At 70.5% G+C, this 24,861-nt stretch carries 20 protein-coding genes; 17 read left to right on the forward strand and 3 right to left on the reverse strand.

Going from position 1 to position 24,861, the window contains the following annotated elements; genetic code table 11:
• Positions 1-7: 7 nt before the first annotated feature.
• From ruvB to ACIQGV_RS27775, 6 genes are all read left to right on the forward strand, one after another.
• Positions 8-1,078, forward strand: a complete 1,071-nt coding sequence (ruvB, locus tag ACIQGV_RS27750; RefSeq protein ID WP_402498830.1) for a Holliday junction branch migration DNA helicase RuvB — start codon at positions 8-10, stop codon at positions 1,076-1,078.
• A gap of 164 nt (positions 1,079-1,242) precedes the next feature.
• Positions 1,243-1,725, forward strand: a complete 483-nt coding sequence (gene yajC, locus ACIQGV_RS27755) for a preprotein translocase subunit YajC (RefSeq protein WP_402498832.1) — start codon at positions 1,243-1,245, stop codon at positions 1,723-1,725.
• Between the two features lie 131 nt (positions 1,726-1,856).
• On the forward strand, positions 1,857-3,617 hold the full coding sequence (gene secD, locus ACIQGV_RS27760; protein ID WP_402498835.1) for a protein translocase subunit SecD: 1,761 nt from the start codon (positions 1,857-1,859) through the stop codon (positions 3,615-3,617).
• A gap of 2 nt (positions 3,618-3,619) precedes the next feature.
• Entirely contained in the window at positions 3,620-4,729 is a 1,110-nt protein-coding gene (gene secF / locus ACIQGV_RS27765; protein WP_402499089.1) for a protein translocase subunit SecF, read from the forward strand.
• Positions 4,726-5,265: an adenine phosphoribosyltransferase gene (locus ACIQGV_RS27770; RefSeq protein WP_402498837.1), complete on the forward strand. Its 540-nt coding sequence runs from the start codon at positions 4,726-4,728 to the stop codon at positions 5,263-5,265. The genes secF and ACIQGV_RS27770 overlap by 4 nt, the downstream gene beginning before the upstream one ends.
• A 238-nt stretch (positions 5,266-5,503) precedes the next feature.
• A complete protein-coding gene (locus tag ACIQGV_RS27775; protein ID WP_402498839.1) occupies positions 5,504-8,041 on the forward strand; it encodes a RelA/SpoT family protein in 2,538 nt (845 codons plus the stop codon).
• A 163-nt stretch (positions 8,042-8,204) separates the two neighbouring features.
• Here the strand turns inward: ACIQGV_RS27775 and ACIQGV_RS27780 are convergent, their stop codons facing one another.
• Together ACIQGV_RS27780 and ACIQGV_RS27785 are read right to left on the reverse strand one after the other, a co-directional pair.
• Positions 8,205-9,434 carry a DUF349 domain-containing protein gene (locus ACIQGV_RS27780; RefSeq protein ID WP_402498842.1) on the reverse strand — a complete coding sequence of 410 codons (1,230 nt, stop codon included), beginning with the start codon at positions 9,432-9,434 and terminating at the stop codon, positions 8,205-8,207.
• 135 nt (positions 9,435-9,569) lie between these two features.
• Entirely contained in the window at positions 9,570-10,385 is an 816-nt protein-coding gene (locus ACIQGV_RS27785; RefSeq protein ID WP_402498844.1) for a peptidylprolyl isomerase, read from the reverse strand.
• 141 nt (positions 10,386-10,526) lie between these two features.
• Here ACIQGV_RS27785 and ACIQGV_RS27790 point away from each other — a divergent pair, with 141 nt between their 5' ends.
• From ACIQGV_RS27790 to rpsD, 5 genes are all read left to right on the forward strand, one after another.
• Positions 10,527-11,234 carry an MBL fold metallo-hydrolase gene (locus tag ACIQGV_RS27790; protein WP_402498846.1) on the forward strand — a complete coding sequence of 236 codons (708 nt, stop codon included), beginning with the start codon at positions 10,527-10,529 and terminating at the stop codon, positions 11,232-11,234.
• Between the two features lie 12 nt (positions 11,235-11,246).
• Positions 11,247-12,509 carry a histidine--tRNA ligase gene (gene hisS, locus ACIQGV_RS27795; RefSeq protein WP_402498848.1) on the forward strand — a complete coding sequence of 421 codons (1,263 nt, stop codon included), beginning with the start codon at positions 11,247-11,249 and terminating at the stop codon, positions 12,507-12,509.
• Positions 12,510-12,733: 224 nt separating this feature from the next.
• Positions 12,734-13,390, forward strand: a complete 657-nt coding sequence (locus tag ACIQGV_RS27800; protein WP_402498850.1) for a vitamin K epoxide reductase family protein — start codon at positions 12,734-12,736, stop codon at positions 13,388-13,390.
• Between the two features lie 44 nt (positions 13,391-13,434).
• Positions 13,435-14,790, forward strand: coding sequence for a replication-associated recombination protein A (locus ACIQGV_RS27805; protein ID WP_402498852.1), 1,356 nt, complete (start codon positions 13,435-13,437; stop codon positions 14,788-14,790).
• 290 nt (positions 14,791-15,080) lie between these two features.
• A complete protein-coding gene (gene rpsD, locus ACIQGV_RS27810) occupies positions 15,081-15,695 on the forward strand; it encodes a 30S ribosomal protein S4 (RefSeq protein WP_402498854.1) in 615 nt (204 codons plus the stop codon).
• A 31-nt stretch (positions 15,696-15,726) separates the two neighbouring features.
• Here the strand turns inward: rpsD and ACIQGV_RS27815 are convergent, their stop codons facing one another.
• Complete coding sequence (locus ACIQGV_RS27815) at positions 15,727-17,919, reverse strand: ATP-binding protein (RefSeq protein ID WP_402498856.1); 2,193 nt, start codon at positions 17,917-17,919, stop codon at positions 15,727-15,729.
• Between the two features lie 164 nt (positions 17,920-18,083).
• Here ACIQGV_RS27815 and ACIQGV_RS27820 point away from each other — a divergent pair, with 164 nt between their 5' ends.
• The 6 genes from ACIQGV_RS27820 (at position 18,084) to ACIQGV_RS27845 (ending at position 24,830) form a co-directional block, all read left to right on the forward strand.
• Positions 18,084-18,527, forward strand: coding sequence for a DUF948 domain-containing protein (locus ACIQGV_RS27820; RefSeq protein WP_402498858.1), 444 nt, complete (start codon positions 18,084-18,086; stop codon positions 18,525-18,527).
• 9 nt (positions 18,528-18,536) lie between these two features.
• Positions 18,537-18,881: a hypothetical protein gene (locus ACIQGV_RS27825; RefSeq protein WP_402498860.1), complete on the forward strand. Its 345-nt coding sequence runs from the start codon at positions 18,537-18,539 to the stop codon at positions 18,879-18,881.
• Positions 18,881-21,553 (forward strand): alanine--tRNA ligase, encoded by a 2,673-nt coding sequence (alaS, locus tag ACIQGV_RS27830; RefSeq protein WP_402498862.1) that lies wholly within the window; start codon positions 18,881-18,883, stop codon positions 21,551-21,553. Before ACIQGV_RS27825 ends, alaS begins: the two co-directional genes overlap by 1 nt.
• A gap of 15 nt (positions 21,554-21,568) precedes the next feature.
• Positions 21,569-22,033, forward strand: coding sequence for a Holliday junction resolvase RuvX (gene ruvX / locus ACIQGV_RS27835; RefSeq protein ID WP_402498864.1), 465 nt, complete (start codon positions 21,569-21,571; stop codon positions 22,031-22,033).
• Positions 22,034-22,155: 122 nt separating this feature from the next.
• On the forward strand, positions 22,156-24,003 hold the full coding sequence (gene mltG / locus ACIQGV_RS27840) for an endolytic transglycosylase MltG (protein WP_402498865.1): 1,848 nt from the start codon (positions 22,156-22,158) through the stop codon (positions 24,001-24,003).
• The gene (locus ACIQGV_RS27845) at positions 24,003-24,830 is read left to right on the forward strand and encodes a shikimate dehydrogenase (protein ID WP_402498868.1); all 828 of its coding nucleotides are present in this window, start codon (positions 24,003-24,005) and stop codon (positions 24,828-24,830) included. The genes mltG and ACIQGV_RS27845 overlap by 1 nt, the downstream gene beginning before the upstream one ends.
• The last annotated feature ends 31 nt before the right edge of the window (positions 24,831-24,861 follow it).

Consider the following 24,861-nt stretch of genomic DNA (forward strand, 5'->3'; position numbering starts at 1 on the left):
ACACCACATGAACTGGGACGACACGGCCGACACCCCCGCCGCCGAGCGGCTCGTCGGCGGGTCCGCCGACCACGAGGACCAGGCCGTGGAGGCCGCCCTGCGCCCGAAGGACCTGGGCGAGTTCATCGGCCAGGAGAAGGTCCGCGAGCAGCTCGACCTCGTCCTGCGCGCCGCCCGCGCGCGCGGCGCCACCGCCGACCACGTGCTGCTGTCCGGCGCCCCCGGTCTCGGCAAGACGACCCTGTCGATGATCATCGCGGCCGAGATGGGCGCCCCGATCCGCATCACCTCCGGCCCCGCCATCCAGCACGCCGGCGACCTCGCGGCGATCCTGTCCTCCCTCCAGGAGGGAGAGGTCCTCTTCCTCGACGAGATCCACCGCATGTCCCGGCCCGCCGAGGAGATGCTGTACATGGCGATGGAGGACTTCCGGGTCGACGTCATCGTCGGCAAGGGCCCCGGGGCCACGGCCATCCCGCTCGAACTGCCGCCCTTCACCCTCGTCGGCGCCACCACCCGCGCGGGCCTGCTGCCGCCCCCGCTGCGCGACCGCTTCGGCTTCACCGCGCACATGGAGTTCTACGAACCCCGCGAGCTCCAGCGCGTCGTCCACCGCTCGGCGAACCTCCTCGACGTCGAGATCGACAGTGCCGGAGCCGCCGAGATCGCCGGCCGCTCCCGCGGCACGCCCCGCATCGCCAACCGTCTGCTGCGCCGGGTGCGCGACTACGCCCAGGTCAAGGCCGACGGCGTGATCACCAGGGACATCGCGTCGGCGGCCCTGTCCGTCTACGAGGTCGACGCCCGCGGCCTCGACCGTCTCGACCGGGCCGTCCTGGAGGCTCTGCTGAAGCTGTTCGGCGGCGGCCCGGTCGGTCTGTCGACGCTCGCCGTCGCGGTGGGGGAGGAGCGCGAGACCGTGGAGGAGGTCGCCGAACCCTTCCTCGTACGGGAGGGTCTGCTGGCGCGAACCCCTCGCGGCCGGGTCGCGACACCCGCCGCATGGGCGCATCTCGGCCTCACTCCGCCCGGGGCGCTGGCTGCCGGAAACGGACAACAGGACCTGTTCGGGGCGTGACGGCGCGGGATTGGCGACGTCAGGAACCCAGGTGCCATGCTGAGCGTTGTTCCATGCGCGGGGACTCGCTTAGACTCCGCCGATGCCGCCCGTGCCGGACGGCATGCATACCCCCATCCATCAGGCCGCACACCACCGCGGTCGAATGAAGGAAGTTCCGACCCGTGAGTCTCGTGACCCTCCTCCCGTTCATCGTGCTCATCGGGGCCATGATCCTGATGACCCGGTCGGCCAAGAAGAAGCAGCAGCAGGCCGTGCAGATGCGGGACCAGATGCAGCCCGGTTCCGGCGTCCGCACGATCGGGGGCATGTACGCCACGGTCAAGGAAGTCAACGAGGACACCGTCCTCCTCGACGCCGGGCCGGGCGTCGACCTGCTGTTCGCCAAGAACGCCATCGGCGCCGTCCTGACGGACGACGAGTACAACCGCATCGTCCACGGCGTGGAGCACGACCTGAAGTCCGACGTCGTCCCGGACGACGCCTCCTCCCTCACCGAGACCGACGAGTCCGCCGGTTCCGCCGCCTCCGACGAGACGCCCGTCGACCTCGGCAAGAAGGACGCGGACGAGGAGCCGTCCGAGGACGCCGCCGAGGCGAAGACGGAAGAGCCGAAGAAGACCGACGGCGACTCCGACGCGAAGTAGCCCGGGACCGGGGCGCACGGGCCTGCCCCGGCGCCTCGGGACACGCGTCTCTCGCAGGGGATCCCGACACCATGTCATGGCCGTCCGCCCGCCGACCCGGCGCGAGGCGGCCCGAGAGGGAGTACGAGAAGGTGGCAGCACCTAAAAAGGGCCGGACCGCGAGCGCCCAGAGCAAGCCGGGGCGCTCGCTGGCCCTGATCCTGATCGCCATCGTGGCGCTCACCGGCGGCATGTTCGCGGCCGGTCACACGACCCCGCGCCTGGGTATCGATCTCGCCGGCGGCACAAGCATCACGCTCGAGGCGAAGAGCGGCCAAGAGTCCGCGATCAACAAGACCAATATGAACACCGCGGTCGACATCATGAACCGCCGTGTCAACGGTCTGGGTGTGTCCGAGGCGGAGGTCCAGACCCAGGGCGACCGCAACATCATCGTCAACATCCCCAAGGGCACCAACTCCAAGCAGGCCCGGGATCAGGTCGGTACCACCGCCAAGCTGTACTTCCGCCCCGTGCTGCAGAGCGCGCCCTCCGGCGGCGCGGCCGTCCCCAGCCCCAGCGCCACCCCCAGCGGCAGCGCGTCGCCCAAGCCCAGCGGCAGCGCCACCGCCTCCCCGGGCGCGTCGGCCTCCGCGAGCGAGGGTGAGGCCACCCCGTCGGCCTCCGCCACCTCGCAGGGCCGCGCGGTCAGCGAGGCTCTGAAGGCCGACTCCTCGCCCTCCGCGAGCGCCAAGCCCTCCGCCACACCGAGCGCCTCCGCCCCGGCGGACGCCGCCGCAGCCGACGACAGCAAGCTCCAGGCCCAGTTCGCGGCCCTGGACTGCACCGACCCCAAGCAGCGCGACGCGGCCGGCAAGAACGCCAAGCCCGCGGTGCCGACCGTCGCCTGCGGCCAGGACGGCGAGCAGTGGACGAAGTTCGTGCTCGGCCCGGTCGCCGTGGACGGCACCGACGTCGACAAGGCACGGGCCATCCTCGACACCCAGAGTGGTGCCGGCTGGAAGGTCACGATGGACTTCACCGGTGCCGGCGGCAAGAAGTTCGCGAAGATCACCGGTGACCTGGCCACCAAGCAGTCCCCGCAGAACGAGTTCGCCATCGTCCTGGACGACAAGGTCATCTCGCACCCCTACGTCCGCCAGGCCATCAGCGGCGGCAACGCGGAGATCTCCGGCAACTTCACGCAGCAGGAGGCGCAGGACCTCTCCAACATGCTGTCGTACGGCGCGCTCCCGCTGACCTTCAAGGAAGCCAGCGTCACCACCGTCACCGCCGCGCTGGGCACCGACCAGCTGCACGCGGGTCTGCTGGCCGGCGCCATCGGCCTCGCCCTGGTCGTGATCTACCTGGTCCTGTACTACCGCGGTCTGTCGCTGATCGCCGTCGCCTCGCTGCTGGTGTCCGCCGCGCTCACCTACGTGATCATGTCGCTGCTCGGCCCGGCCATCGGCTTCGCGCTGAACCTGCCCGCGGTCTGCGGTGCCATCGTCGCGATCGGCATCACAGCGGACTCGTTCATCGTGTACTTCGAACGCATCCGGGACGAGATCCGTGAGGGCCGCACCCTGCGTCCCGCCGTCGAGCGCGCCTGGCCGCGGGCCCGGCGCACCATCCTGGTCTCCGACTTCGTGTCGTTCCTGGCCGCCGCGGTGCTGTTCGTCGTCACGGTCGGCAAGGTGCAGGGCTTCGCGTTCACCCTGGGTCTGACCACCGTGCTCGACGTGGTCGTCGTCTTCTTCTTCACCAAGCCGCTGATGACGATCGTCGCCCGCACGAAGTTCTTCGGACAGGGCCACAAGTGGTCCGGCCTCGACCCGAAGAGCCTCGGTGTCCAGCCCCCGCTGCGCCGTACCCGCCGCACCTCCGCCCCCGTCGACCCGAAGGAGGCGTGAGTATGTCGAAGCTCGGCAACCTCGGCGCCCGACTGCACCGTGGTGAGGTCAGCTACGACTTCATCGGCCACCGCAAGCTCTGGTACGGCATCTCGATCCTGATCACCATCACGGCCATCCTCGGCCTGGCGGTGCGGGGTCTGAACATGGGCATCGACTTCCAGGGCGGCGCGGTCTTCACCACTCCGAAGACCAGCGTCTCGGTCTCCCAGGCCGAGGACTTCGCGGAGGAGGCGTCCGGCCACACCGCGGTCGTGCAGAAGCTCGGCAACGGCACCATGCGCATCCAGATCGCCGGCATGGACACCCAGCAGTCCGACCAGATCAAGGACAAGCTGGCCGAGGACTTCAAGGTCGACTCCGAGCGGATCGCGGCCGACCTCGTCGGCCCGAGCTGGGGCGACCAGATCGCCGACAAGGCATGGCAGGGCCTGGCGATCTTCATGGTCCTCGTCGTGATCTATCTGGCGATCGCGTTCGAGTGGCGCATGGCCATCGCCGCGCTCGTCGCCCTGATCCACGACATCACCATCACCGTCGGCATCTACGCCCTGGTGGGCTTCGAGGTCACGCCCGGCACGGTGATCGGTCTGCTCACGATCCTCGGTTACTCGCTCTACGACACGGTCGTCGTCTTCGACAGTCTCAAGGAGCAGACGAAGGACATCACCAAGCAGACCCGCTTCACCTACAGCGACATCGCCAACCGGTCGATCAACGGCACCCTGGTGCGGTCGATCAACACCACGGTCGTCGCGCTGCTGCCGGTCGCGGGCCTGCTGTTCATCGGCGGCGGCGTCCTCGGCGCCGGCACGCTCAACGACATCTCGCTGTCGCTGTTCGTCGGTCTCGCGGCGGGCGCGTACTCGTCGATCTTCATCGCCACGCCGCTCGTCGCCGACCTCAAGGAGCGCGAGCCGCAGATGAGGGCGCTGCGCAAGCGCGTCCTGGCCAAGCGCGCCCAGGGCGGCGACCAGGCCGAGCCGTCGGTCGCCGGCGTCGGTGAGGCGTACGACGGCGACGACGACGCCACCCCCGCCGTCGTCGGACCCCGGGGCCAGGCGTCCCGCAGCCGCGGAGGCCGGGGCCGTCCCTCGGGGAAGCGTCGATGACCGAGATCAGGGACCTGCTGCTCAGCCGCATCCGTGACGTGGCCGACTACCCCGAGCCCGGGGTGATGTTCAAGGACATCACCCCGCTGCTCGCGGACCCGGCGGCCTTCACCGCGCTGACCGACGCGTTCGCCCGGATCGTCGAACGCACCGGTGCCACCAAGGTCGTCGGCCTGGAGGCGCGTGGCTTCATCCTCGGTGCCCCCGTCGCCGTCCGCGCGGGCGTCGGCTTCATCCCCGTACGCAAGGCGGGCAAGCTCCCCGGAGCCACCCTGAGCCAGGCGTACGACCTGGAGTACGGCTCGGCCGAGATCGAGGTGCACGCCGAGGACCTGTCGGCCGGCGACCGGGTCCTGGTCGTCGACGACGTCCTCGCCACCGGCGGGACCGCCGAGGCGTCGCTCCAGCTGATCCGGCGCGCGGGTGCCCAGGTCGCGGGTGTCGCCGTGCTGATGGAGCTGAGCTTCCTCCCCGGCCGTGCCCGTCTGGGGGCGGCCCTCGACGGGGCGCCGCTGGAGGCGCTGCTCACCGTGTGAACGGACCGGTGCGAACCGGCTCGAAGGGCGCCCGGGGCTTCGGCCCGGGCGCCCTTCGGCGTACAGCGGCGCAGGTGGGGGCGTGAAGAGGCGGACCCGGAGGGATCCGGAGTCCGTCCCTGGCGTTCCCCGGATACGTCCCGCACTCCGGTCCGAAGGCGATCCCGGAGCCCGGGATCGCTACCATGGGGTTTCCGGAGCCTGACCGGGGGACCCGGAAAGCGCACGAGGAGCCCTCTTGCCAGACGAGGCCCAGCACCTGACCGCTGCCAAGCCCGAGCGCGCCTCGGAGCAGGCCGCCCCGCCCGCGGCGAACGCGACGAACGACACCCGCGGGACGGCCGAGCACGCCCAGTCCGCGCCCGTCGAGCGCCCCGCGGAGGCCGCCCGTCCCAAGCCGGCTCCCGCAGAGCGCCCCGCGCCCACGCCCGCGCCCCCGATCCGTCCCGCGGCGCCGCAGCCGTCCGCCCGCTCCGGCTCGTCCAACCGTGTCCGGGCCCGGCTCGCCCGCCTCGGCGTGCAGCGCGCCAACCCGTACAACCCGGTCCTGGAGCCGCTGCTGCGGATAGTGCGCAGCAACGACCCCAAGATCGAGACGTCGACACTGCGCCAGATCGAGAAGGCGTACCAGGTCGCCGAGCGCTGGCACCGGGGCCAGAAGCGCAAGAGCGGTGACCCGTACATCACCCACCCGCTCGCGGTGACCACGATCCTCGCCGAGCTGGGCATGGATCCGGCCACCCTGATGGCGGGCCTGCTGCACGACACCGTCGAGGACACCGAGTACGGCCTGGAGGATCTGCGCCGCGACTTCGGCGATGTCGTCGCCCTGCTGGTCGACGGCGTCACCAAGCTCGACAAGGTCAAGTTCGGCGAGGCCGCCCAGGCCGAGACCGTGCGCAAGATGGTCGTGGCCATGGCCAAGGACCCCCGTGTGCTGGTCATCAAGCTCGCCGACCGCCTGCACAACATGCGCACCATGCGCTACCTCAAGCGCGAGAAGCAGGAGAAGAAGGCGCGCGAGACCCTGGAGATCTACGCGCCCCTCGCCCATCGCCTGGGCATGAACACCATCAAGTGGGAGCTGGAGGACCTCGCGTTCGCGATCCTCTATCCCAAGATGTACGACGAGATCGTCCGGCTGGTGGCCGAAAGGGCACCCAAGCGTGACGAGTACCTGGCCATAGTGACCGACGAGGTCCAGCAGGACCTGCGCGCGGCCCGTATCAAGGCCACCGTCACCGGCCGGCCCAAGCACTACTACAGCGTCTACCAGAAGATGATCGTCCGCGGCCGTGACTTCGCGGAGATCTACGACCTGGTGGGCATCCGCGTCCTCGTGGACACCGTCCGCGACTGCTACGCGGCCCTCGGCACCGTGCACGCGCGCTGGAACCCGGTCCCCGGCCGGTTCAAGGACTACATCGCGATGCCGAAGTTCAACATGTACCAGTCGCTGCACACGACGGTCATCGGCCCCAACGGCAAGCCGGTCGAGCTCCAGATCCGCACGTTCGACATGCACCGCCGCGCCGAGTACGGCATCGCCGCGCACTGGAAGTACAAGCAGGAGGCCGTCGCGGGCGCCTCCAAGGTCCGCACCGACGCGCCGAAGTCCTCCGGCAAGGACAAGGACGCCATCAACGACATGGCGTGGCTGCGGCAGCTCCTGGACTGGCAGAAGGAGACCGAGGACCCCGGCGAGTTCCTGGAGTCGCTGCGCTTCGACCTCTCCCGCAACGAGGTCTTCGTCTTCACCCCCAAGGGCGACGTCATAGCGCTGCCCGCGGGTGCCACACCGGTCGACTTCGCCTACGCCGTCCACACCGAGGTCGGTCACCGCACGATAGGAGCACGGGTCAACGGCCGTCTGGTGCCGCTGGAGTCCACGCTGGACAACGGCGACCTGGTGGAGGTCTTCACCTCCAAGGCCGCGGGCGCGGGGCCCTCCCGCGACTGGCTGGGCTTCGTCAAGTCGCCCCGGGCCCGCAACAAGATCCGGGCGTGGTTCTCCAAGGAGCGCCGCGACGAGGCCATCGAGCAGGGCAAGGACGCCATCGTCCGTGCGATGCGCAAGCAGAACCTGCCGATCCAGCGCATCCTCACCGGCGACTCCCTGGTCACGCTCGCGCACGAGATGCGCTACTCGGACATCTCCGCGCTGTACGCGGCGATCGGCGAGGGCCATGTCTCCGCGCAGCACATCGTGCAGAAGCTCGTCCAGGCGTTCGGCGGCGAGGAGGCGGCCACCGAGGAGATCGACGAGAGCGTGCCGCCCGCCCGCGGGCGCGGCCGCAAGCGCCGCTCCAGCGCCGACCCGGGTGTGGTGGTCAAGGGCGTCGACGACGTGTGGGTCAAGCTGGCCCGCTGCTGCACGCCCGTCCCCGGCGACCCGATCATCGGCTTCGTCACCCGCGGTAGTGGCGTATCGGTTCACCGCAGCGACTGCGTCAACGTGGAGTCACTGTCGCGCGAGCCGGAGCGCATCCTCGACGTCGAGTGGGCCCCCACCCAGTCCTCGGTGTTCCTGGTCGCCATCCAGGTCGAGGCGCTCGACCGCTCGCGGCTGCTGTCGGACGTCACCCGGGTCCTGTCCGACCAGCACGTCAACATCCTCTCCGCCGCCGTCCAGACCTCACGCGACCGGGTGGCCACCTCCCGCTTCACCTTCGAGATGGGCGACCCCAAGCACCTCGGTCACGTCCTGAAGGCCGTACGGGGGGTGGAGGGCGTCTACGACGTGTACCGCGTGACGTCGGCGCGCAGCAGGGCGTAGCCGCCTCCCGGAGGACCATGGGCGTGCCCGGTCCACCCGCACAGCGGGTGGACCGGGCACGCCCATGCCGTCGGCCCGCCGCCCCCAAGGGCGGTAAGACGGAGCGGGGGCCCCGCGGGCGATCCACGCCCACGAAGCCCCCGCCCTCAGGAACGCGCGCGGCTCAGCCGCCGAACTCCTGCAGACCCTTCAGCGCCTGGTCCAGCAGCGCCTGACGGCCCTCCAGCTCCCGCTCCAGCTTGTCGGCCCTGGAGTTGTTGCCCTGGGCACGCGCCTGGTCGATCTGGCCGCGGAGCTTGTCCACGGCCGCCTGGAGCTGGCCCGTCAGCCCCTCGGCACGCGCGCGTGCCTCCGGGTTGGTGCGGCGCCACTCGGCCTCCTCGGCCTCCTGGATGGCCCGCTCGACCGCGTGCATGCGCCCCTCGACCTTCGGCCGGGCGTCCCGCGGCACATGGCCGATGGCCTCCCAGCGCTCGTTGACCGAGCGGAACGCGGCCCGCGCGGCCTTCAGGTCGGTGACCGGAAGGATCTTCTCGGCCTCCTCCGCCAGCTCCTCCTTGAGCTTGAGGTTCTCCGACTGCTCGGCGTCGCGCTCGGCGAACACCGAGCCGCGGGCCCCGAAGAACACGTCCTGGGCGCTGCGGAAGCGGTTCCACAGGTCGTCCTCGTGCTCACGCTGGGCACGGCCGGCGGCCTTCCACTCGGTCATCAGCTCGCGGTAGCGGGCGGCCGTGGGACCCCAGTCGGTCGAGCTCGACAGGGCCTCGGCCTCCGCGACCAGCCGCTCCTTGGTCCGGCGGGCCTCCTCGCGCTGCGCGTCCAGCTGCGCGAAGTGCGCCTTGCGACGCTTGGAGAACGCCGACCGCGCGTGCGAGAAGCGGTGCCACAGCTCGTCGTCCGACTTGCGGTCGAGCCGCGGCAGCCCCTTCCAGGTGTCCACCAGCGCGCGCAGCCGCTCACCGGCCGCCCGCCACTGGTCCGACTGCGCCAGCTGCTCCGCCTCGGTGACCAGGTCCTCCTTGGCGTGACGGGCCTCGTCGGTCTGCCGGGCCCGCTGCGCCTTGCGCTCCTCACGGCGCGTCTCGACCTGCTCGGTGAGCTTGTCCAGCCGGGTCCGCAGCACGTCCAGGTCACCGACCGCGTGATGCGCCTCCACCTGCTCGCGCAGATGGCCGATGGCGGTCTGGGCGTCCTTCGCCGACAGGTCGGTGGTCTTCACCCGCTTCTCGAGGAGGCCGATCTCGACCACCAGGCCCTCGTACTTGCGCTCGAAGTAGGCCAGCGCCTCCTCAGGAGTGCCGGCCTGCCAGGAACCGACGACCTGCTCGCCCTCGGCCGTACGCACGTACACGGTCCCCGTCTCGTCGACGCGGCCCCACGGGTCGCTGCTCACAGCGCCTCCTCCACATGATGCCTGCGAGGGCTCTCGGTGCCCCCGGGCATCGTCCACAGTTTCGTCACGGCCAACATAGGCGACCGGCGGGGCGCCTGTCCGCATCCCGCGCGACCGAAATTCCGCAGTTGGGGGTCAGGATTTCGTGACCGTCGCCTTGTCGATCACAACGGTCGCGTTCGGCGCGCCGTCACCGGCGCCCGTGTTCTCGCCGGCCGCGGCGATCTTCTTCAGGACCGCCATGCCCGCTTCGGAAACGGTACCGAACGGGGTGTAGCTCGGGGGCAGCTGGCTGTCCTGGTAGACCAGGAAGAACTGACTGCCGCCGGAGTGCGGCTGGCCGGTGTTCGCCATCGCCACCGTGCCCGCCGGGTACAGGTTGTTCTTGAGGCTCTTGTCCTTCAGGTTCTCGTCCGGGATGGTGTAGCCCGGACCGCCGCTGCCGCTGCCCGTCGGGTCGCCGCACTGCAGCACGTAGATGCCGTTGGTGGTGAGCCGGTGGCACTTGGTGTGGTCGAAGTAGCCCTTGCCGGCGAGGAACTCGAAAGAGTTCGCCGTGTGCGGCGCCGCCGACGCCTTCAGGGCGACGTCTATGTCACCGCACGTCGTGGCGAGCTTCATCGTGTACTTCGCCGACTTGTCGATCTTGAGCGCCGGCTCCTTCTTCCACGTCTGCGTCTCGACCTTGCCCTCGGCGGGCTTGTCGCAGGGGTCCTTCGGCGGGGTGGGCGTCGCGTCCACGGACTTGCTCGCGTTCGACTTGTCGTCGCCGTCGCCCTTGAGGGTCCCGGTCGTGTACAGCGCGAGGCTGCCCACCACGACCACGCCGAGAACCGACGCGATCACCGAGTTGCGCATCTTCGCCTTGCGTCGCGTCTCGGTGCGCCGCTGCTGCTGCCGCAAGAACTTCTCCCGGGCGAGCTGGCGCCGCCGCTGTTCCTGGGTGACCACCGGGTTGTCTCCTCGTACGTCCGTCCGTCGTGTGCCCCGTACCGTATATGGGTTCGCTGAGGAATCGGCAGCGCCGGTAGGCTCTGACCTCAGGCGTAGCCCATTCGCAAGCCACGCGAACCGACACAACGAAGGACGATCGTGCTCATTGCCGGGTTCCCCGCCGGGGCCTGGGGGACGAACTGCTACCTCGTCGCCCCCGCCGCCGGTGAGGAGTGCGTGATCATCGACCCGGGCCATCAGGCGGCCCCCGGAGTCGAGGAAGCACTGAAGAAGCATCGGCTCAAGCCCGTCGCCGTCGTCCTCACCCACGGCCACATCGACCATGTGGCCTCGGTCGTCCCGGTCTGCGGAGCGCACGACGTACCGGCCTGGATCCACCCCGAGGACCGGTACATGATGAGCGACCCCGAGAAGGCGCTCGGCCGGTCCATCGGCATGCCGCTGATGGGAGAGCTGACCGTGGGGGAGCCGGACGACGTCAAGGAGCTCACCGACGGCGCGAAGCTGGCACTGGCCGGTATGGAGCTGACCGTGGCGCACGCGCCCGGCCATACCAAGGGGTCGGTGACCTTCGGTGTGCCCGAGGCGGCGGACATCCCGCCGATCCTGTTCTCGGGCGACCTGCTGTTCGCCGGCTCCGTCGGACGCACCGACCTGCCCGGCGGCGACATGGCCGAGATGCTCGACTCGCTGGCCCGCGTGTGCCTGCCGCTCGACGACTCGACCGTGGTGCTGTCCGGCCACGGCCCCCAGACGACCATCGGCCACGAGCGCGCCACCAACCCGTACCTGCGGCAGGTGGCGGCCGGCCAGGGAGCGACCGAGGCTCCCCGACGAGGAATGTGACGAGAGACTTCCGTGAGCACCTTCAAGGCCCCCAAGGGCACGTACGACCTGATTCCCCCGGACAGCGCCAAGTACCTCGCCGTGCGCGAGGCCATCGCCGCCCCGCTGCGCAACTCCGGCTACGGCTACATCGAGACGCCCGGCTTCGAGAGCGTCGAACTGTTCGCGCGCGGTGTCGGTGAGTCGACCGACATCGTCACCAAGGAGATGTACGCCTTCGAGACCAAGGGCGGCGACCGGCTCGCCCTGCGCCCCGAGGGCACCGCGTCCGTGCTGCGCGCCGCCCTGGAGGCCAACCTGCACAAGGCGGGCAACCTCCCGGTCAAGCTCTGGTACTCCGGCTCGTACTACCGCTACGAGCGCCCCCAGAAGGGCCGCTACCGCCACTTCTCCCAGGTCGGCGCCGAGGCGATCGGCGCCGAGGACCCGGCGCTGGACGCCGAGCTGATCATCCTGGCCGACCAGGCGTACCGCTCGCTGGGCCTGAGGAACTTCCGCATCCTGCTCAACAGCCTCGGCGACAAGGAGTGCCGCCCCGTCTACCGGGCCGCCCTCCAGGACTTCCTGCGCGGGCTCGACCTCGACGAGGAGACCCTGCGCCGCGCGGAGATCAACCCGCTGCGCGTCCTCGACGACAAGCGCCCCGACGTCCAGAAGCAGCTCACCGAGGCCCCGCTGCTGCGCGACTACCTGTGCGACGCCTGCAAGGCGTACCACGAGGAGGTCCGTGAGCTGATCACGGCCGCCGGTGTCGCCTTCGAGGACGACGCCAAGCTGGTCCGCGGCCTGGACTACTACACCCGTACGACGTTCGAGTTCGTCCACGACGGCCTGGGCTCCCAGTCCGCGGTGGGCGGCGGCGGCCGCTACGACGGTCTGTCCGAGATGATCGGCGGCCCCGCCCTGCCGTCCGTCGGCTGGGCCCTCGGGGTGGACCGCACGGTGCTCGCCCTGGAGGCCGAGGGCGTCGAGCTCGCCCTGCCCGCGGCCACCAGCGTCTTCGCCGTCCCGCTCGGCGAGGAGGCCCGCCGGGTGCTGTTCGGCAAGGTCACCGAGCTGCGCAAGGTGGGCGTCGCGGCGGACTTCTCCTACGGCGCCAAGGGCCTGAAGGGCGCCATGAAGAACGCCAACCGCAGCGGAGCCCGGTACACGATCGTGGCCGGCGAGCGCGACCTCGCCGAAGGCGTCGTCCAGCTCAAGGACATGGAGTCCGGCGAGCAGACGGCGATCGGCGTCAACGAGATCGTCGCCGAGCTGGAGGCGCGGCTCGGCTGAGCCCGTGGAGCGCGGGGGGCGTCCGATGCCGTCGGTGTCGGACGCCCTTTCGTTTCCCCGCCCGACCTGGCGCGGACCGGGCTCGGACATCTGTCCCGCGCCGAACGCTCCCGACTGAACGGACGTACTTCCTTATGGGGAGCGAACGGTGCGCACACAGGCGAGTGCGGCACAATGGCCCCTGCCCGAAGATGTTCCAGGTCTCAAGTGACGGAATCGGCGTGATGAGCAGGACGACAGTGAAGGACGTCTCGACCGAGCCCGAGTCCCCGCGCGGCACCGCGGAGCCGAGCGCGGCGGGCGGCAGCCGGGCTCTCGCCCTGCTGCTCGTGATCACGGGCGCGGCGGGCCTGCTGGCCGCCTGGGTCATCACGATCGACAAGTTCAAGCTGCTGGAGGCGAAGGCCGAGGGCAAGACCTTCACGCCCGGATGCAGCCTCAACCCGGTCGTCTCCTGCGGCAGCGTGATGGAGAGCGACCAGGCGTCCGTCTTCGGCTTCCCCAACCCGATGCTCGGTCTCGTCGCCTACGGCATCGTGATCTGCGTCGGCGTCAGCCTGCTCGCCCGCGCCCGCTTCCCGCGCTGGTACTGGCTCGCCTTCAACGCCGGAACCCTGTTCGGCGTGAGCTTCTGCGCCTGGCTGATGTTCCAGTCGCTGTACCGGATCAACGCCTTGTGCCTGTGGTGCTGCCTGGCCTGGGTCGCCACGATCATCATGTTCTGGTACGTGACCTCGTTCAACGTCCGCACCGGCCACCTGCCCGCCCCGGGCTGGCTCAAGAGCTTCTTCGGCGAGTTCACCTGGGTGATGCCCGTGCTGCACATCGGCATCATCGGCATGCTGATCCTGACCCGCTGGTGGGACTTCTGGACCAGCTGACAGCCCTGAGGGGTTTGTCAGTGCGGTGATTTAGGGTTTCTGTCGTGGAGCCCGATCTGTTCACCGCCGCAGCCGAAGAACGCCAGGAGAAGGACCCGACGAGCAGTCCCCTGGCGGTCCGTATGCGCCCGCGTGGCCTCGACGAGGTCGTGGGCCAGCAGCACCTGCTCAAGCCGGGCTCCCCCCTGCGCAGACTCGTCGGCGAGGGCGCCGGGGGACCGGCCGGTCCCTCCTCGGTGATCCTGTGGGGCCCGCCCGGCACCGGCAAGACCACCCTCGCCTACGTCGTCTCCAAGGCCACCGACAAGCGTTTCGTGGAGCTCTCCGCGATCACCGCCGGCGTCAAGGAGGTCCGCGCGGTCATCGACGGCGCCCGCCGCGCCACCGGCGGCTACGGCAAGGAGACCGTCCTCTTCCTCGACGAGATCCACCGCTTCAGCAAGGCCCAGCAGGACTCGCTCCTCCCGGCCGTCGAGAACCGCTGGGTCACCCTGATCGCCGCGACCACCGAGAACCCCTACTTCTCGGTGATCTCGCCCCTGCTCTCCCGCTCCCTCCTGCTCACCCTGGAGCCCCTCACCGACGACGACGTACGGGGCCTGCTGAAGCGGGCGCTCACCGACGAGCGTGGTCTGAGGGACGCCGTCGGCCTCCCCGAGGAGGCCGAGGACCACCTCCTGCGCATCGCCGGAGGCGACGCCCGCCGCGCCCTGACCGCCCTGGAGGCCGCCGCCGGGGCCGCCCTCGACAAGGGTGAGCGGGAGATCTCCCTCACCACCCTGGAGGAGACCGTCGACCGGGCCGCGGTGAAGTACGACCGCGACGGCGACCAGCACTACGACGTGGCCAGCGCCCTGATCAAGTCGATCCGCGGTTCCGACGTGGACGCGGCCCTGCACTATCTGGCCCGGATGATCGAGGCCGGCGAGGACCCCCGCTTCATCGCCCGCCGCCTGATGATCTCCGCCAGCGAGGACATCGGCCTCGCCGACCCGGGCGCCCTGCCGATCGCGGTCGCCGCCGCCCAGGCCGTCGCCATGATCGGCTTCCCCGAGGCCGCCCTCACCCTCAGCCACGCCACCATCGCCCTCGCCCTCGCCCCCAAGTCCAACGCCGCGACCACCGCGATCGGCGCCGCCCTGGACGACGTGCGCAAGGGCCACGCCGGTCCGGTGCCGACGCACCTGCGGGACGGGCACTACAAGGGCGCGGCCAAGCTGGGGCACGCCCAGGGGTACGTGTACCCGCACGACCTCGCCGAGGGCATCGCGGAGCAGCAGTACGCCCCGGACGCCCTCAAGGACCGCGAGTACTACACCCCGACCCGGCACGGCTCCGAGGCGCGGTACGCCGACGCCGTGGAGTGGACCAGGAAGCGCCTCGGTCGCAGGCGGTCCTGACCACCCTGTAAACTCGCTCGGAGTGCTGAGTCCCGCGCAGTCAGAACGGGACACCCAGCCGGAACCCTCCGAGGGTTCCAGGAGCGTCGCGCACCGTCGAACGGTGTCGCGGGCAGCCCACCACCACCCGGAGTCCCGGGAAGGCCGGTGGGCCACTCGCGTGCTGCACGTATGTGCCCAGACCAGGGGAGCGGCTGCCCACCCGGCCCGGCAACGGACCAGGCGGGTTTCCCCGGCTGCGGATGCGACCTCTCACGACTCTGACGAGCCGAACTAGGAAATGAGAAACAGTGGCGAACCAGTCCCGCCCCAAGGTCAAGAAGTCGCGTGCCCTCGGCATCGCGCTGACCCCGAAGGCCGTCAAGTACTTCGAGGCCCGTCCCTACCCGCCGGGTGAGCACGGCCGCGGCCGCAAGCAGAACTCGGACTACAAGGTCCGTCTGCTCGAGAAGCAGCGTCTGCGCGCGCAGTACGACGTGTCCGAGCGTCAGCTCGTCCGCGCCTACGAGCGTGCCTCCAAGGTCCAGGGCAAGACCGGTGAGGCCCTGATCATCGAGCTCGAGCGCCGTCTCGACGCGCTGGTCCTGCGTTCGGGCATCGCCCGCACGATCTACCAGGCCCGCCAGATGGTCGTCCACGGCCACATCGAGGTCAACGGCCAGAAGGTCGACAAGCCGTCCTTCCGCGTCCGTCCCGACGACGTCGTGCAGGTCCGCGAGCGCAGCCGCGAGAAGACCCTCTTCACCATCTCCCGCGAGGGTGGCTTCGCCCCCGACGGCGAGACCCCGCGCTACCTCCAGGTGAACCTCCGCGCCCTGGCCTTCCGCCTGGACCGTGAGCCGAACCGCAAGGAGATCCCGGTGATCTGCGACGAGCAGCTCGTCGTCGAGTACTACGCCCGCTGATCCCAGCAGGCGCAGTACCACCCGCGGTACCTCAGCCCGTCGTCTCCCCGCCCCCGCGGGTGGGGGAGGCGGCGGGCTGCCGCGTGTCCGAGGCCCCCCGCGGCGACGGCACCGGCCCGCCGGAGGCCGACGGCCCAGGCTCCCCGGGCCGGGGCGCGGTCCGGCCCAGCGCCCGGGCCACCGCCGCCCGCCGGTCCAGACGTCCGCCGAGCCGTACGCACTCCTCGTAGCGCGTGTCGCCGAGCTCTTCACGGGCCGCCGCCTCGCACAGTTCGTGCGGCTGGTTGTAGTGGGCGGAGCCGAACAGGGGCAGCCCCACCGACGGCCACATCCCGGCCGCCGCGCCCTGCAGCACCGCCGCCTCGGCCAGGTCGCCCTCCGCCGCCGTCACCAGCGCCAGCAGCTCCACCACCAGCACCGAGCCCAGCAGGTCGTTGAAACCGTCCGCGGCGGCCAGGCAGTCCGCCAGCAGGGACCGGGCGCGCTCCAGATCGCCGTCGCTCCAGGCCGCGTACGCCAGCACGTACAGCGCGTAGGAACGGGCCCAGCGCTCACCGTGGTCCTCGCACACCCGGCGCACGTCCTCGCTGAGCCGGATCGCGTCGGCCAGATCGCCCTGGAAGGCCCGTGCCATGGCCAGCTCCACCTGACCCATCAGGACGTTGCTGTTGAGTTCGCCGATCTCCCGGTAGCGCTCCAGCGCCGACCGCAGCAGCGTCTCCGCCCGCGGCATGTCGTCCGTGACCAGCGCCAGACAGCCCGTGCGGTGCTCGGCGTACGCCGCCGCGGTCGCGCTGCCCAGACGCTCGGCCTCCTCCCGGCACTCGTGCAGCGCCGCCAGCGCGGCCACCGCGTCGCCCTGGAGGATCGCCACATAGCCGAGCACCCACAGGGCCTTCAGCCGCGACTGCTCCTGGGCGGTCTCCTCGGCCGGCGGCAGCTCCACCCCGCGTTCCAGCCAGCGCCGGCCCTCCGAGAGGCGCCCGCACCCGGCCCAGTAGAACCACAGCGCCCCCGCCAGGTACTGGCCCAGATGCGCCTCGTCCGGATCGGAGAGACTGAACTCCAGGGCGAGCCGCAGGTTCGTCAGCTCCGTGTCGACCCGGGCGGCCACCTCGTCCTGACGCGGCGAGAACCACTCCAGCTCGCACCAGGTCGCCAGGCCCAGGTACCAGTCGCGGTGCCTGCGTCGCAGCCGCTCGGCGTCACCCGTCGCCTCCAGCCACTCGGCGCCGTACGCCCGCACCGTGTCGAGCATGCGGTAGCGCACCCCGGACCGGCCCTCCTCGCGGGCCACCACGGACTGGGCGAGCAGCGCGGACAGCACGTCGAGGACGTCGTCGGCGTGCAGTCCGTCGCCGCTGCACACGTACTCCACGGCCTCCAGGTCGAACTGCCCCGCGAAGACCGACAGACGCGACCACAGCAGCCGCTCCTCCGGCGTGCACAGCTCGTGGCTCCAGCCGATCGCCGTGCGCAGGGTCTGATGGCGCGGCAGACAGTCCCGGCCGCCGCCGGTCAGCAGCCGGAACCGGTCGTCCAGCCGGTCCAGCAGCTGCGCCGGGGACAGCGCCCGCAGCCTGCCCGCCGCCAGCTCCACGGCCAGCGGGATCCCGTCCAGGCGCACACACAGCTCCCGCACCTGCGGACCGCTCTCCACGGCGAGTCCCTGCGCGCCCGCGCGCTCCACGAACAGCTCCACCGCCTCGTCCGTGGTGAGCGGCGCCAGCGGTGACAGCCGCTCGCCCGCCACCCCCAGCGGCCTGCGCCCCACCGCCAGCACCCGCAGGCCCGGCAGCCGCCGCAGCAGATCGCCCACCAGATCCGCGCAGGGCTCCACCAGATGCTCGAACCCGTCGACGACCAGCAGGAGTTCACGTTCCGCGAGCTGGCCGAGCAGGGTCTGCCGGGGCAGCCGGGTGGTGTGGTCGGTCAGCCGGAGCGCCTCCACGACCGCGTACTCGACGAACTCCGGATCGCGCAGCGTGGCCAGCTCCACCCGCCACACGCCGTGCCGGGGCCGCCGCCGCGCGGCCGCGTGCGCCGCGAGCCGCGACTTGCCGACCCCGCCGCCCCCGGTGACCGTCACCAGGCGCGAGACGTCGAGTGCGGCCGCCAGCTCGCGCAGTTCCGTGGCGCGGCCGACGAACGCGTCCAGCTCCGCGGGGAGGTTGCCCCGCACGGGGCCGTCGCCGCGGCCGTCGTCGCACTGTTCCCGTCGCATGGGACACGGAGCGTACTGAAGCGTAATCACTCCGTACAATCGCGCCGCTCGATTCCGGTTCTCCCCGGGCCCTAATCGGGTACGGTGCGGTACCCCCGGCGCGATAGGCTCGGTGGCACTGCTTTTTCAAGGTTCCGAAGTTCAGAGCACGTTTCAGGGAGCGGGTGCGCAAGGTGTCCGGTGGAGAGGTGGCCGGGATCCTGGTGGCCGTCTTCTGGGCGATCCTGGTCTCCTTCCTCGCGGTGGCTCTCGCGAGGCTGGCCCAGACGCTCAGGGCGACCACCAAGCTGGTCGCGGACGTGACCGAGCAGGCGGTGCCGCTGCTGGCCGACGCCTCCTCGGCGGTGCGTTCCGCGCAGACCCAGATCGACCGGGTCGACGCGATCGCCTCCGACGTCCAGGAGGTCACGTCGAACGCGTCCGCGCTCTCGACGACCGTCGCCTCCACCTTCGGCGGCCCCCTGGTGAAGGTCGCCGCCTTCGGCTACGGCGTGCGCCGCGCCCTCGGCGGCCGCAAGCACGACGTGCCCGCCACCGCGCCCCGACGTACCGTGATCGTGGGCCGCACCGTTCCGGCCGTCCGGCGGAACAAGCGGAAGAAGGGCTGAGAACGACCGATGTTCCGCCGTACGTTCTGGTTCAGCACGGGCGTCGCCGCCGGTGTGTGGGCCACCACCAAGGTCAACCGCAAGCTGAAGCAGCTCACGCCCGAGCATCTCGCCGTCGCCGCGACGAACAAGGCGATCGAGGCCGGTCACCGTCTGAAGGACCGCGCGGTCGGGTTCGCCGTGGACGTCCGCGACAACATGGCCCGGCGGGAGGCCGAACTCGAAGAGGCGCTCGGCATCCAGGACAGCCCCGAACTTCCCACACCCCGGCGCCACACCGCCATCGAGAACACCAGCAAGCCGAAGTACATCGAACCCACGGTGTACTGGAACAACCGGAATGAGGACCACTGATGGAGTCGGCCGAGATTCGCCGCCGCTGGCTGAGCTTCTTCGAGGAGCGCGGGCACACCGTCGTCCCTTCGGCGTCGCTCATCGCGGACGACCCGACTCTGCTCCTCGTCCCCGCCGGCATGGTCCCCTTCAAGCCCTACTTCCTGGGTGAGGTCAAGCCGCCGTTCGACCGCGCCACCAGCGTGCAGAAGTGCGTGCGCACGCCCGACATCGAAGAGGTCGGCAAGACCACGCGCCACGGCACGTTCTTCCAGATGTGCGGCAACTTCTCCTTCGGCGACTACTTCAAGGAAGGCGCCATCAAGTACGCCTGGGAGCTGCTCACCACGCCCCAGGACAAGGGTGGTTACGGCCTGGAGCCGGAGAAGCTCTGGATCACCGTCTACAAGGACGACGACGAGGCCGAGCGTATCTGGCACGAGGTCGTCGGTGTGCCGAAGGAGCGCATCCAGCGCCTCGGCATGAAGGACAACTACTGGTCCATGGGCGTCCCCGGACCCTGCGGCCCCTGTTCCGAGATCAACTACGACCGCGGCCCCGAGTTCGGTGTCGAGGGCGGTCCCGCCGTCAACGACGAGCGGTACGTGGAGATCTGGAACCTCGTCTTCATGCAGTACGAGCGTGGCGAGGGCATCGGCAAGGACAACTTCGAGATCCTCGGCGAGCTGCCCAGCAAGAACATCGACACGGGCCTCGGCCTGGAGCGCCTCGCCATGATTCTGCAGGGCGTGCAGAACATGTACGAGATCGACACCTCCATGGCCGTCATCAGGAAGGCCACCGAGCTGACCGGTGTCGCCTACGGCGACGCCCACGGCTCGGACGTCTCCCTGCGCGTGGTCACCGACCACATGCGGACGTCCGTGATGCTCATCGGCGACGGCGTCACCCCCGGCAACGAGGGCCGCGGCTACGTCCTGCGCCGCATCATGCGCCGCGCCATCCGCAACATGCGTCTGCTCGGTGCCACCGGTCCGGTCGTCATGGACCTCATCGACGTCGTGATCGGCATGATGGGCCGGCAGTACCCCGAGCTGATCACCGACCGCGAGCGCATCGAGAAGGTCGCCCTCGCCGAGGAGAACGCCTTCCTCAAGACGCTGAAGGCCGGCACCAACATCCTCGACACCGCCGTCACCGAGACCAAGGCCGCCGGTTCGGCCGTGCTGGCCGGCGACAAGGCGTTCCTGCTCCACGACACCTGGGGCTTCCCGATCGACCTCACCCTGGAGATGGCCGCCGAGCAGGGCCTCTCCGTGGACGAGGACGGCTTCCGCCGTCTGATGAAGGAGCAGCGGGAGCGCGCCAAGGCCGACGCCCAGGCCAAGAAGACCGGGCACGCCGGTGCCGGCGCCTACCGGGAGATCGCCGACAAGGTCGGCGAGACCGACTTCATCGGCTACGGCGACACCGAGGGCGAGTCCACGATCGTCGGCATCCTCGTCGACGGCGTCTCCTCCCCGGCCGCCACCGAGGGCGACGAGGTCGAGATCGTCCTGGACCGCACCCCGTTCTACGCCGAGGGCGGCGGCCAGATCGGCGACACCGGCCGCATCAAGGTCGACTCCGGTGCCGTGATCGAGGTCCGCGACTGCCAGAAGCCGGTCCCGGGTGTGTACGTCCACAAGGGCGTCGTCCAGTTCGGCGAGGTCACCGTGGGCGGCAAGGCCCACGCCTCGATCGACTCCCGCCGCCGCACGGCCATCGCCCGCGCCCACTCGGCCACCCACCTCACCCACCAGGCCCTGCGCGACGCCCTCGGCCCGACGGCCGCCCAGGCCGGTTCCGAGAACCAGCCCGGCCGCTTCCGCTTCGACTTCGGCTCCCCGTCCGCCGTTCCGACGGCCGTGATGACCGACGTCGAGCAGAAGATCAACGAGGTGCTCGCCCGCGACCTGGACGTGCACGCCGAGGTCATGGGCATCGACGAGGCCAAGAAGCAGGGCGCCATCGCCGAGTTCGGCGAGAAGTACGGCGAGCGCGTCCGCGTGGTCACCATCGGCGACTTCTCCAAGGAGCTGTGCGGCGGCACCCACGTGCACAACACCTCCCAGCTGGGTCTGGTGAAGCTGCTCGGCGAGTCCTCCATCGGCTCGGGTGTCCGCCGTATCGAGGCCCTCGTCGGGGTGGACGCCTACAACTTCCTCGCCCGTGAGCACACGGTCGTCGCCCAGCTCCAGGAGCTGATCAAGGGGCGTCCGGAGGAGCTGCCGGAGAAGGTCTCCGCCATGCTCGGCAAGCTGAAGGACGCCGAGAAGGAGATCGAGAAGTTCCGCGCGGAGAAGGTGCTCCAGGCCGCCGCCGGTCTCGCCGGGTCCGCCAAGGACGTCCACGGTGTCGCCCTGGTCACCGGTCAGGTCCCGGACGGCACCACGCCGGACGACCTGCGCAAGCTGGTCCTCGACGTGCGTGGCCGCATCCAGGGCGGCCGGGCCGCCGTGGTCGCCCTGTTCACGGTCAACAACGGCAAGCCGCTGACGGTCATCGCCACCAACGACGCCGCCCGCGAGCGCGGTCTCAAGGCCGGTGACCTGGTCCGTACGGCCGCCAAGACCCTCGGCGGCGGCGGTGGCGGCAAGCCGGACGTCGCCCAGGGCGGCGGCCAGAACCCGGCCGCGGTCGGCGAGGCCGTCGACGCCGTCGAGCGGCTCGTCGCCGAGACCGCCAAGTAGGGAAGCGGTCAGAAGATGCGCAGAGGACGTCGGCTCTCGATCGACGTCGGGGACGCCCGCATCGGGGTCGCCTCGTGCGACCCCGACGGGATCCTCGCCACACCGGTGGAGACCGTCCCCGGCCGGGACGTCCCCGCAGCCCAGCGCCGGCTGAAGCAGCTCGCCGAGGAGTACGAGCCGATCGAGGTCGTCGTCGGACTCCCTCGCTCCCTCAAGGGGGGCGAGGGGCCCGCCGCGGTCAAGGTCCGCGGGTTCGCACAGGAACTGGCACGCATGATCGCGCCGATTCCGGTGAGACTCGTGGACGAGCGGATGACGACCGTGACAGCCAGTCAGGGACTGCGCGCCTCGGGTGTGAAGTCCAAGAAGGGCCGTTCCGTCATCGACCAGGCAGCCGCTGTGATCATCCTTCAGCAGGCTCTCGAATCCGAACGGGTGTCAGGTAAAGCTCCCGGCGAGGGCGTCGAAGTGGTCATCTGATCGCGATACGGTAACGTTCCGCGCGATGTGGCGGCGTTCGAACAGCCACCGCACAACAAGAGACGGAACGGAACCGGGCCCCCCGAGCCCCGACCCTTCCACCTCGCGGCTCTAGGGGATCGATGACTGAGTATGGCCGGAGCCCCGGCTCCGAACCGTGGCATCCGCAGGACCCGTTGTACGGGGACGGCGGATGGGAAGGGCAGCAGGCCCAGCCGGGCCACGACGCTGCCCACGGCGGCCAGCAGCACTATCCGCAGCAGCCGCAGCAGCACTACGGTGAGTGGGGCACCGGTCAGAACGGCTACGGTCAGTCACAGCAGCAGTACCCGCAGCAGCAGTACCCGCAGCAGTACGACGGCGGTCAGCAGGGCTACGGCAACGGCGGTCAGCAGCAGGGGTACGGCGGCAGCGCGGGGCAGCAGCACGCGTACGGCACCGACGGCGGTCAGCAGGGCTACGGCAACACCGGTCAGCAGCAGGGGTACGGCGGCAGCGCGGGGCAGCAGCACGCGTACGGCACCGACGGCGGTCAGCAGGGCTACGGCAACGGCGGCTGGCAGCAGACCGGCGGCCAACCGCACGCCCCCTACCCCGGCGACGCCGCCGACCCCTACGGGCAGCAGACCGCGGCCTACGGCGGACAGCAGCCCGACTTCTACCAGACACCGGACGCCTACCCTCCGCCCGAGCCGCCTGCCCGGCGGCGCCCCGAGCCGGAGCCCGAGCCGCACACCGACTGGGACCCCGGTCCCGACCGGGGCGAGGGCGACTTCTTCGCGGGCGGGAACGGTGACGACGAAGACGGCGCCGAGGGCGCAGACGACCTCGGTGACGAGCCGGACGACCGGCGTGGACGCAAGGGCCGGGACGGCAAGGGCGGCAAGGACAAGAAGAGCCGCAGCGGCCTGGCCTGCCTGGTCGTCGTGCTCGTCTTCGGCGGCGGCCTCGCGGGTATCGGCTACTTCGGCTACCAGTTCTACCAGGATCGTTTCGGCAGCGCGCCTGATTTTGCCGGCGGGGGCAACGGCAAGCAGGTCACCGTCACCATCCCCAAGGGCGCGACCGGCGCCGTCATCGGCCAGGAGCTGAAGCGGGCCGGCGTCGTCAGGAGCGTCGACGCCTTCGTCGCCGCCCAGCAGCGCAACCCCGACGGCAAGAGCATCCAGGACGGCGTCTACACGCTCCAGCTGGAGATGTCGGCCGACAGCGCGGTCGAGCTGATGCTCAGCGACGAGAGCCGCAGCAACCTGATCATCGCCGAGGGCAAGCGCAACGTCGACGTCTACGCGCTGATCGACCAGCGCCTGGAGCTCGACGAGGGCACCACGGCGAAGATCGCCAAGGAGGACTGGAAGAGCCTCGGCCTGCCCGGGTGGGCGCAGAACCACAAGGACGTCAAGGACCCGCTCGAAGGCTTCCTGTACCCCTCCAGCTATGCGGTCGCGAAGGGGCAGAAGCCCAAGGACGTCCTCAAGCAGATGGTGTCCCGGGCCGCCTCCACGTACGAGAAGATGGGCGTGGAGAAGAAGGCCGAGAGCCTCGGGCTCGACGACCCCTGGCAGCTGGTCACGGCAGCCAGCCTCGTCCAGGCGGAGGGCACCAGCCACGACGACTTCCGCAAGATGGCCGAGGTCGTCTACAACCGCATGAAGTCCGGCAACCCGCAGACGTACGGAAAGCTGGAGTTCGACTCCACGTACAACTACATCAAGAACCAGAGCAAGATCGACCTCACGCTCGAAGAGCTGCGCAACTACGACAACCCGTACAACACGTACTACTACCGGGGTCTGCCGCCCGGACCGATCAGCAACCCGGGCGAGGACGCGCTCAAGGGCGCGCTGAACCCGACCGACGACGGCTGGTACTACTTCATCTCGCTCGACGGCAAGACCAGCAAGTTCACCAGGACGAACGCCGAGCACCAGAAGCTGGTCGACCAGTTCAACGCCTCTAGGAACAACTGATGGCCGCACCCCGCCGGGCCGCCGTGCTCGGATCCCCGATCGCCCACTCCCTCTCCCCGGTGCTGCACCGCGCCGCGTACACCGAGCTGGGCCTGGAGGGGTGGACGTACGACCGCTTCGAGGTCGACGAGGACGGGCTCGCCGGCTTCTTCGGCACCCTCGGCCCCGAGTGGGCCGGGCTGTCGCTGACCATGCCGCTGAAACGGGCCGTCATCCCGCTGCTCGACTCGGTCAGCGACACCGCCGCCTCCGTCGACGCGGTCAACACCGTCGTGTTCGGCGCGGACGGCAGCCGCACCGGCGACAACACCGACATCCCCGGCATGGTCGCCGCCCTGCGCGAGCACGGCATCGACAAGGTCGACACCGCCGCGATCCTCGGCGCGGGCGCCACCGCCTCCTCCGCACTGGCGGCACTGGCCCGCATCTGCACCGGCGAGGTGGCCGTCTACGTCCGCAGCCAGGCCCGCGCCGCCGAGATGCGCGAGTGGGCCGAACGGCTGGACGTCGAGGTGCGCATCGCCGACTGGGCCGACGCCGAGGAGGCGCTGCGCGCCCCGCTGGTCGTCGCCACCACCCCGGCCGGCGCCACCGACGCGCTCGCCCCGCACCTGCCCGAACGCCCGGCGGCCCTCTTCGACGTCCTCTACGACCCCTGGCCCACCCAGCTCGCCGCCCGCTGGTCGGCGTACGGCGGCGCCGTGGTCAGCGGACTCGACCTGCTCGTGCACCAGGCCGTGCTCCAGGTCGAGCGGATGACGGGACGCTCCCCGGCGCCGCTGGACGCCATGCGCAGGGCGGGCGAGCGGGCCCTCGCGGAACGCTAAGATCCCCTCGGCTCCGCAGGGGGCGGGGCCG

Origin of the sequence: Streptomyces sp. NPDC093094 (assembly GCF_044754345.1) — a bacterium.
Taxonomy (GTDB): domain Bacteria; phylum Actinomycetota; class Actinomycetes; order Streptomycetales; family Streptomycetaceae; genus Streptomyces.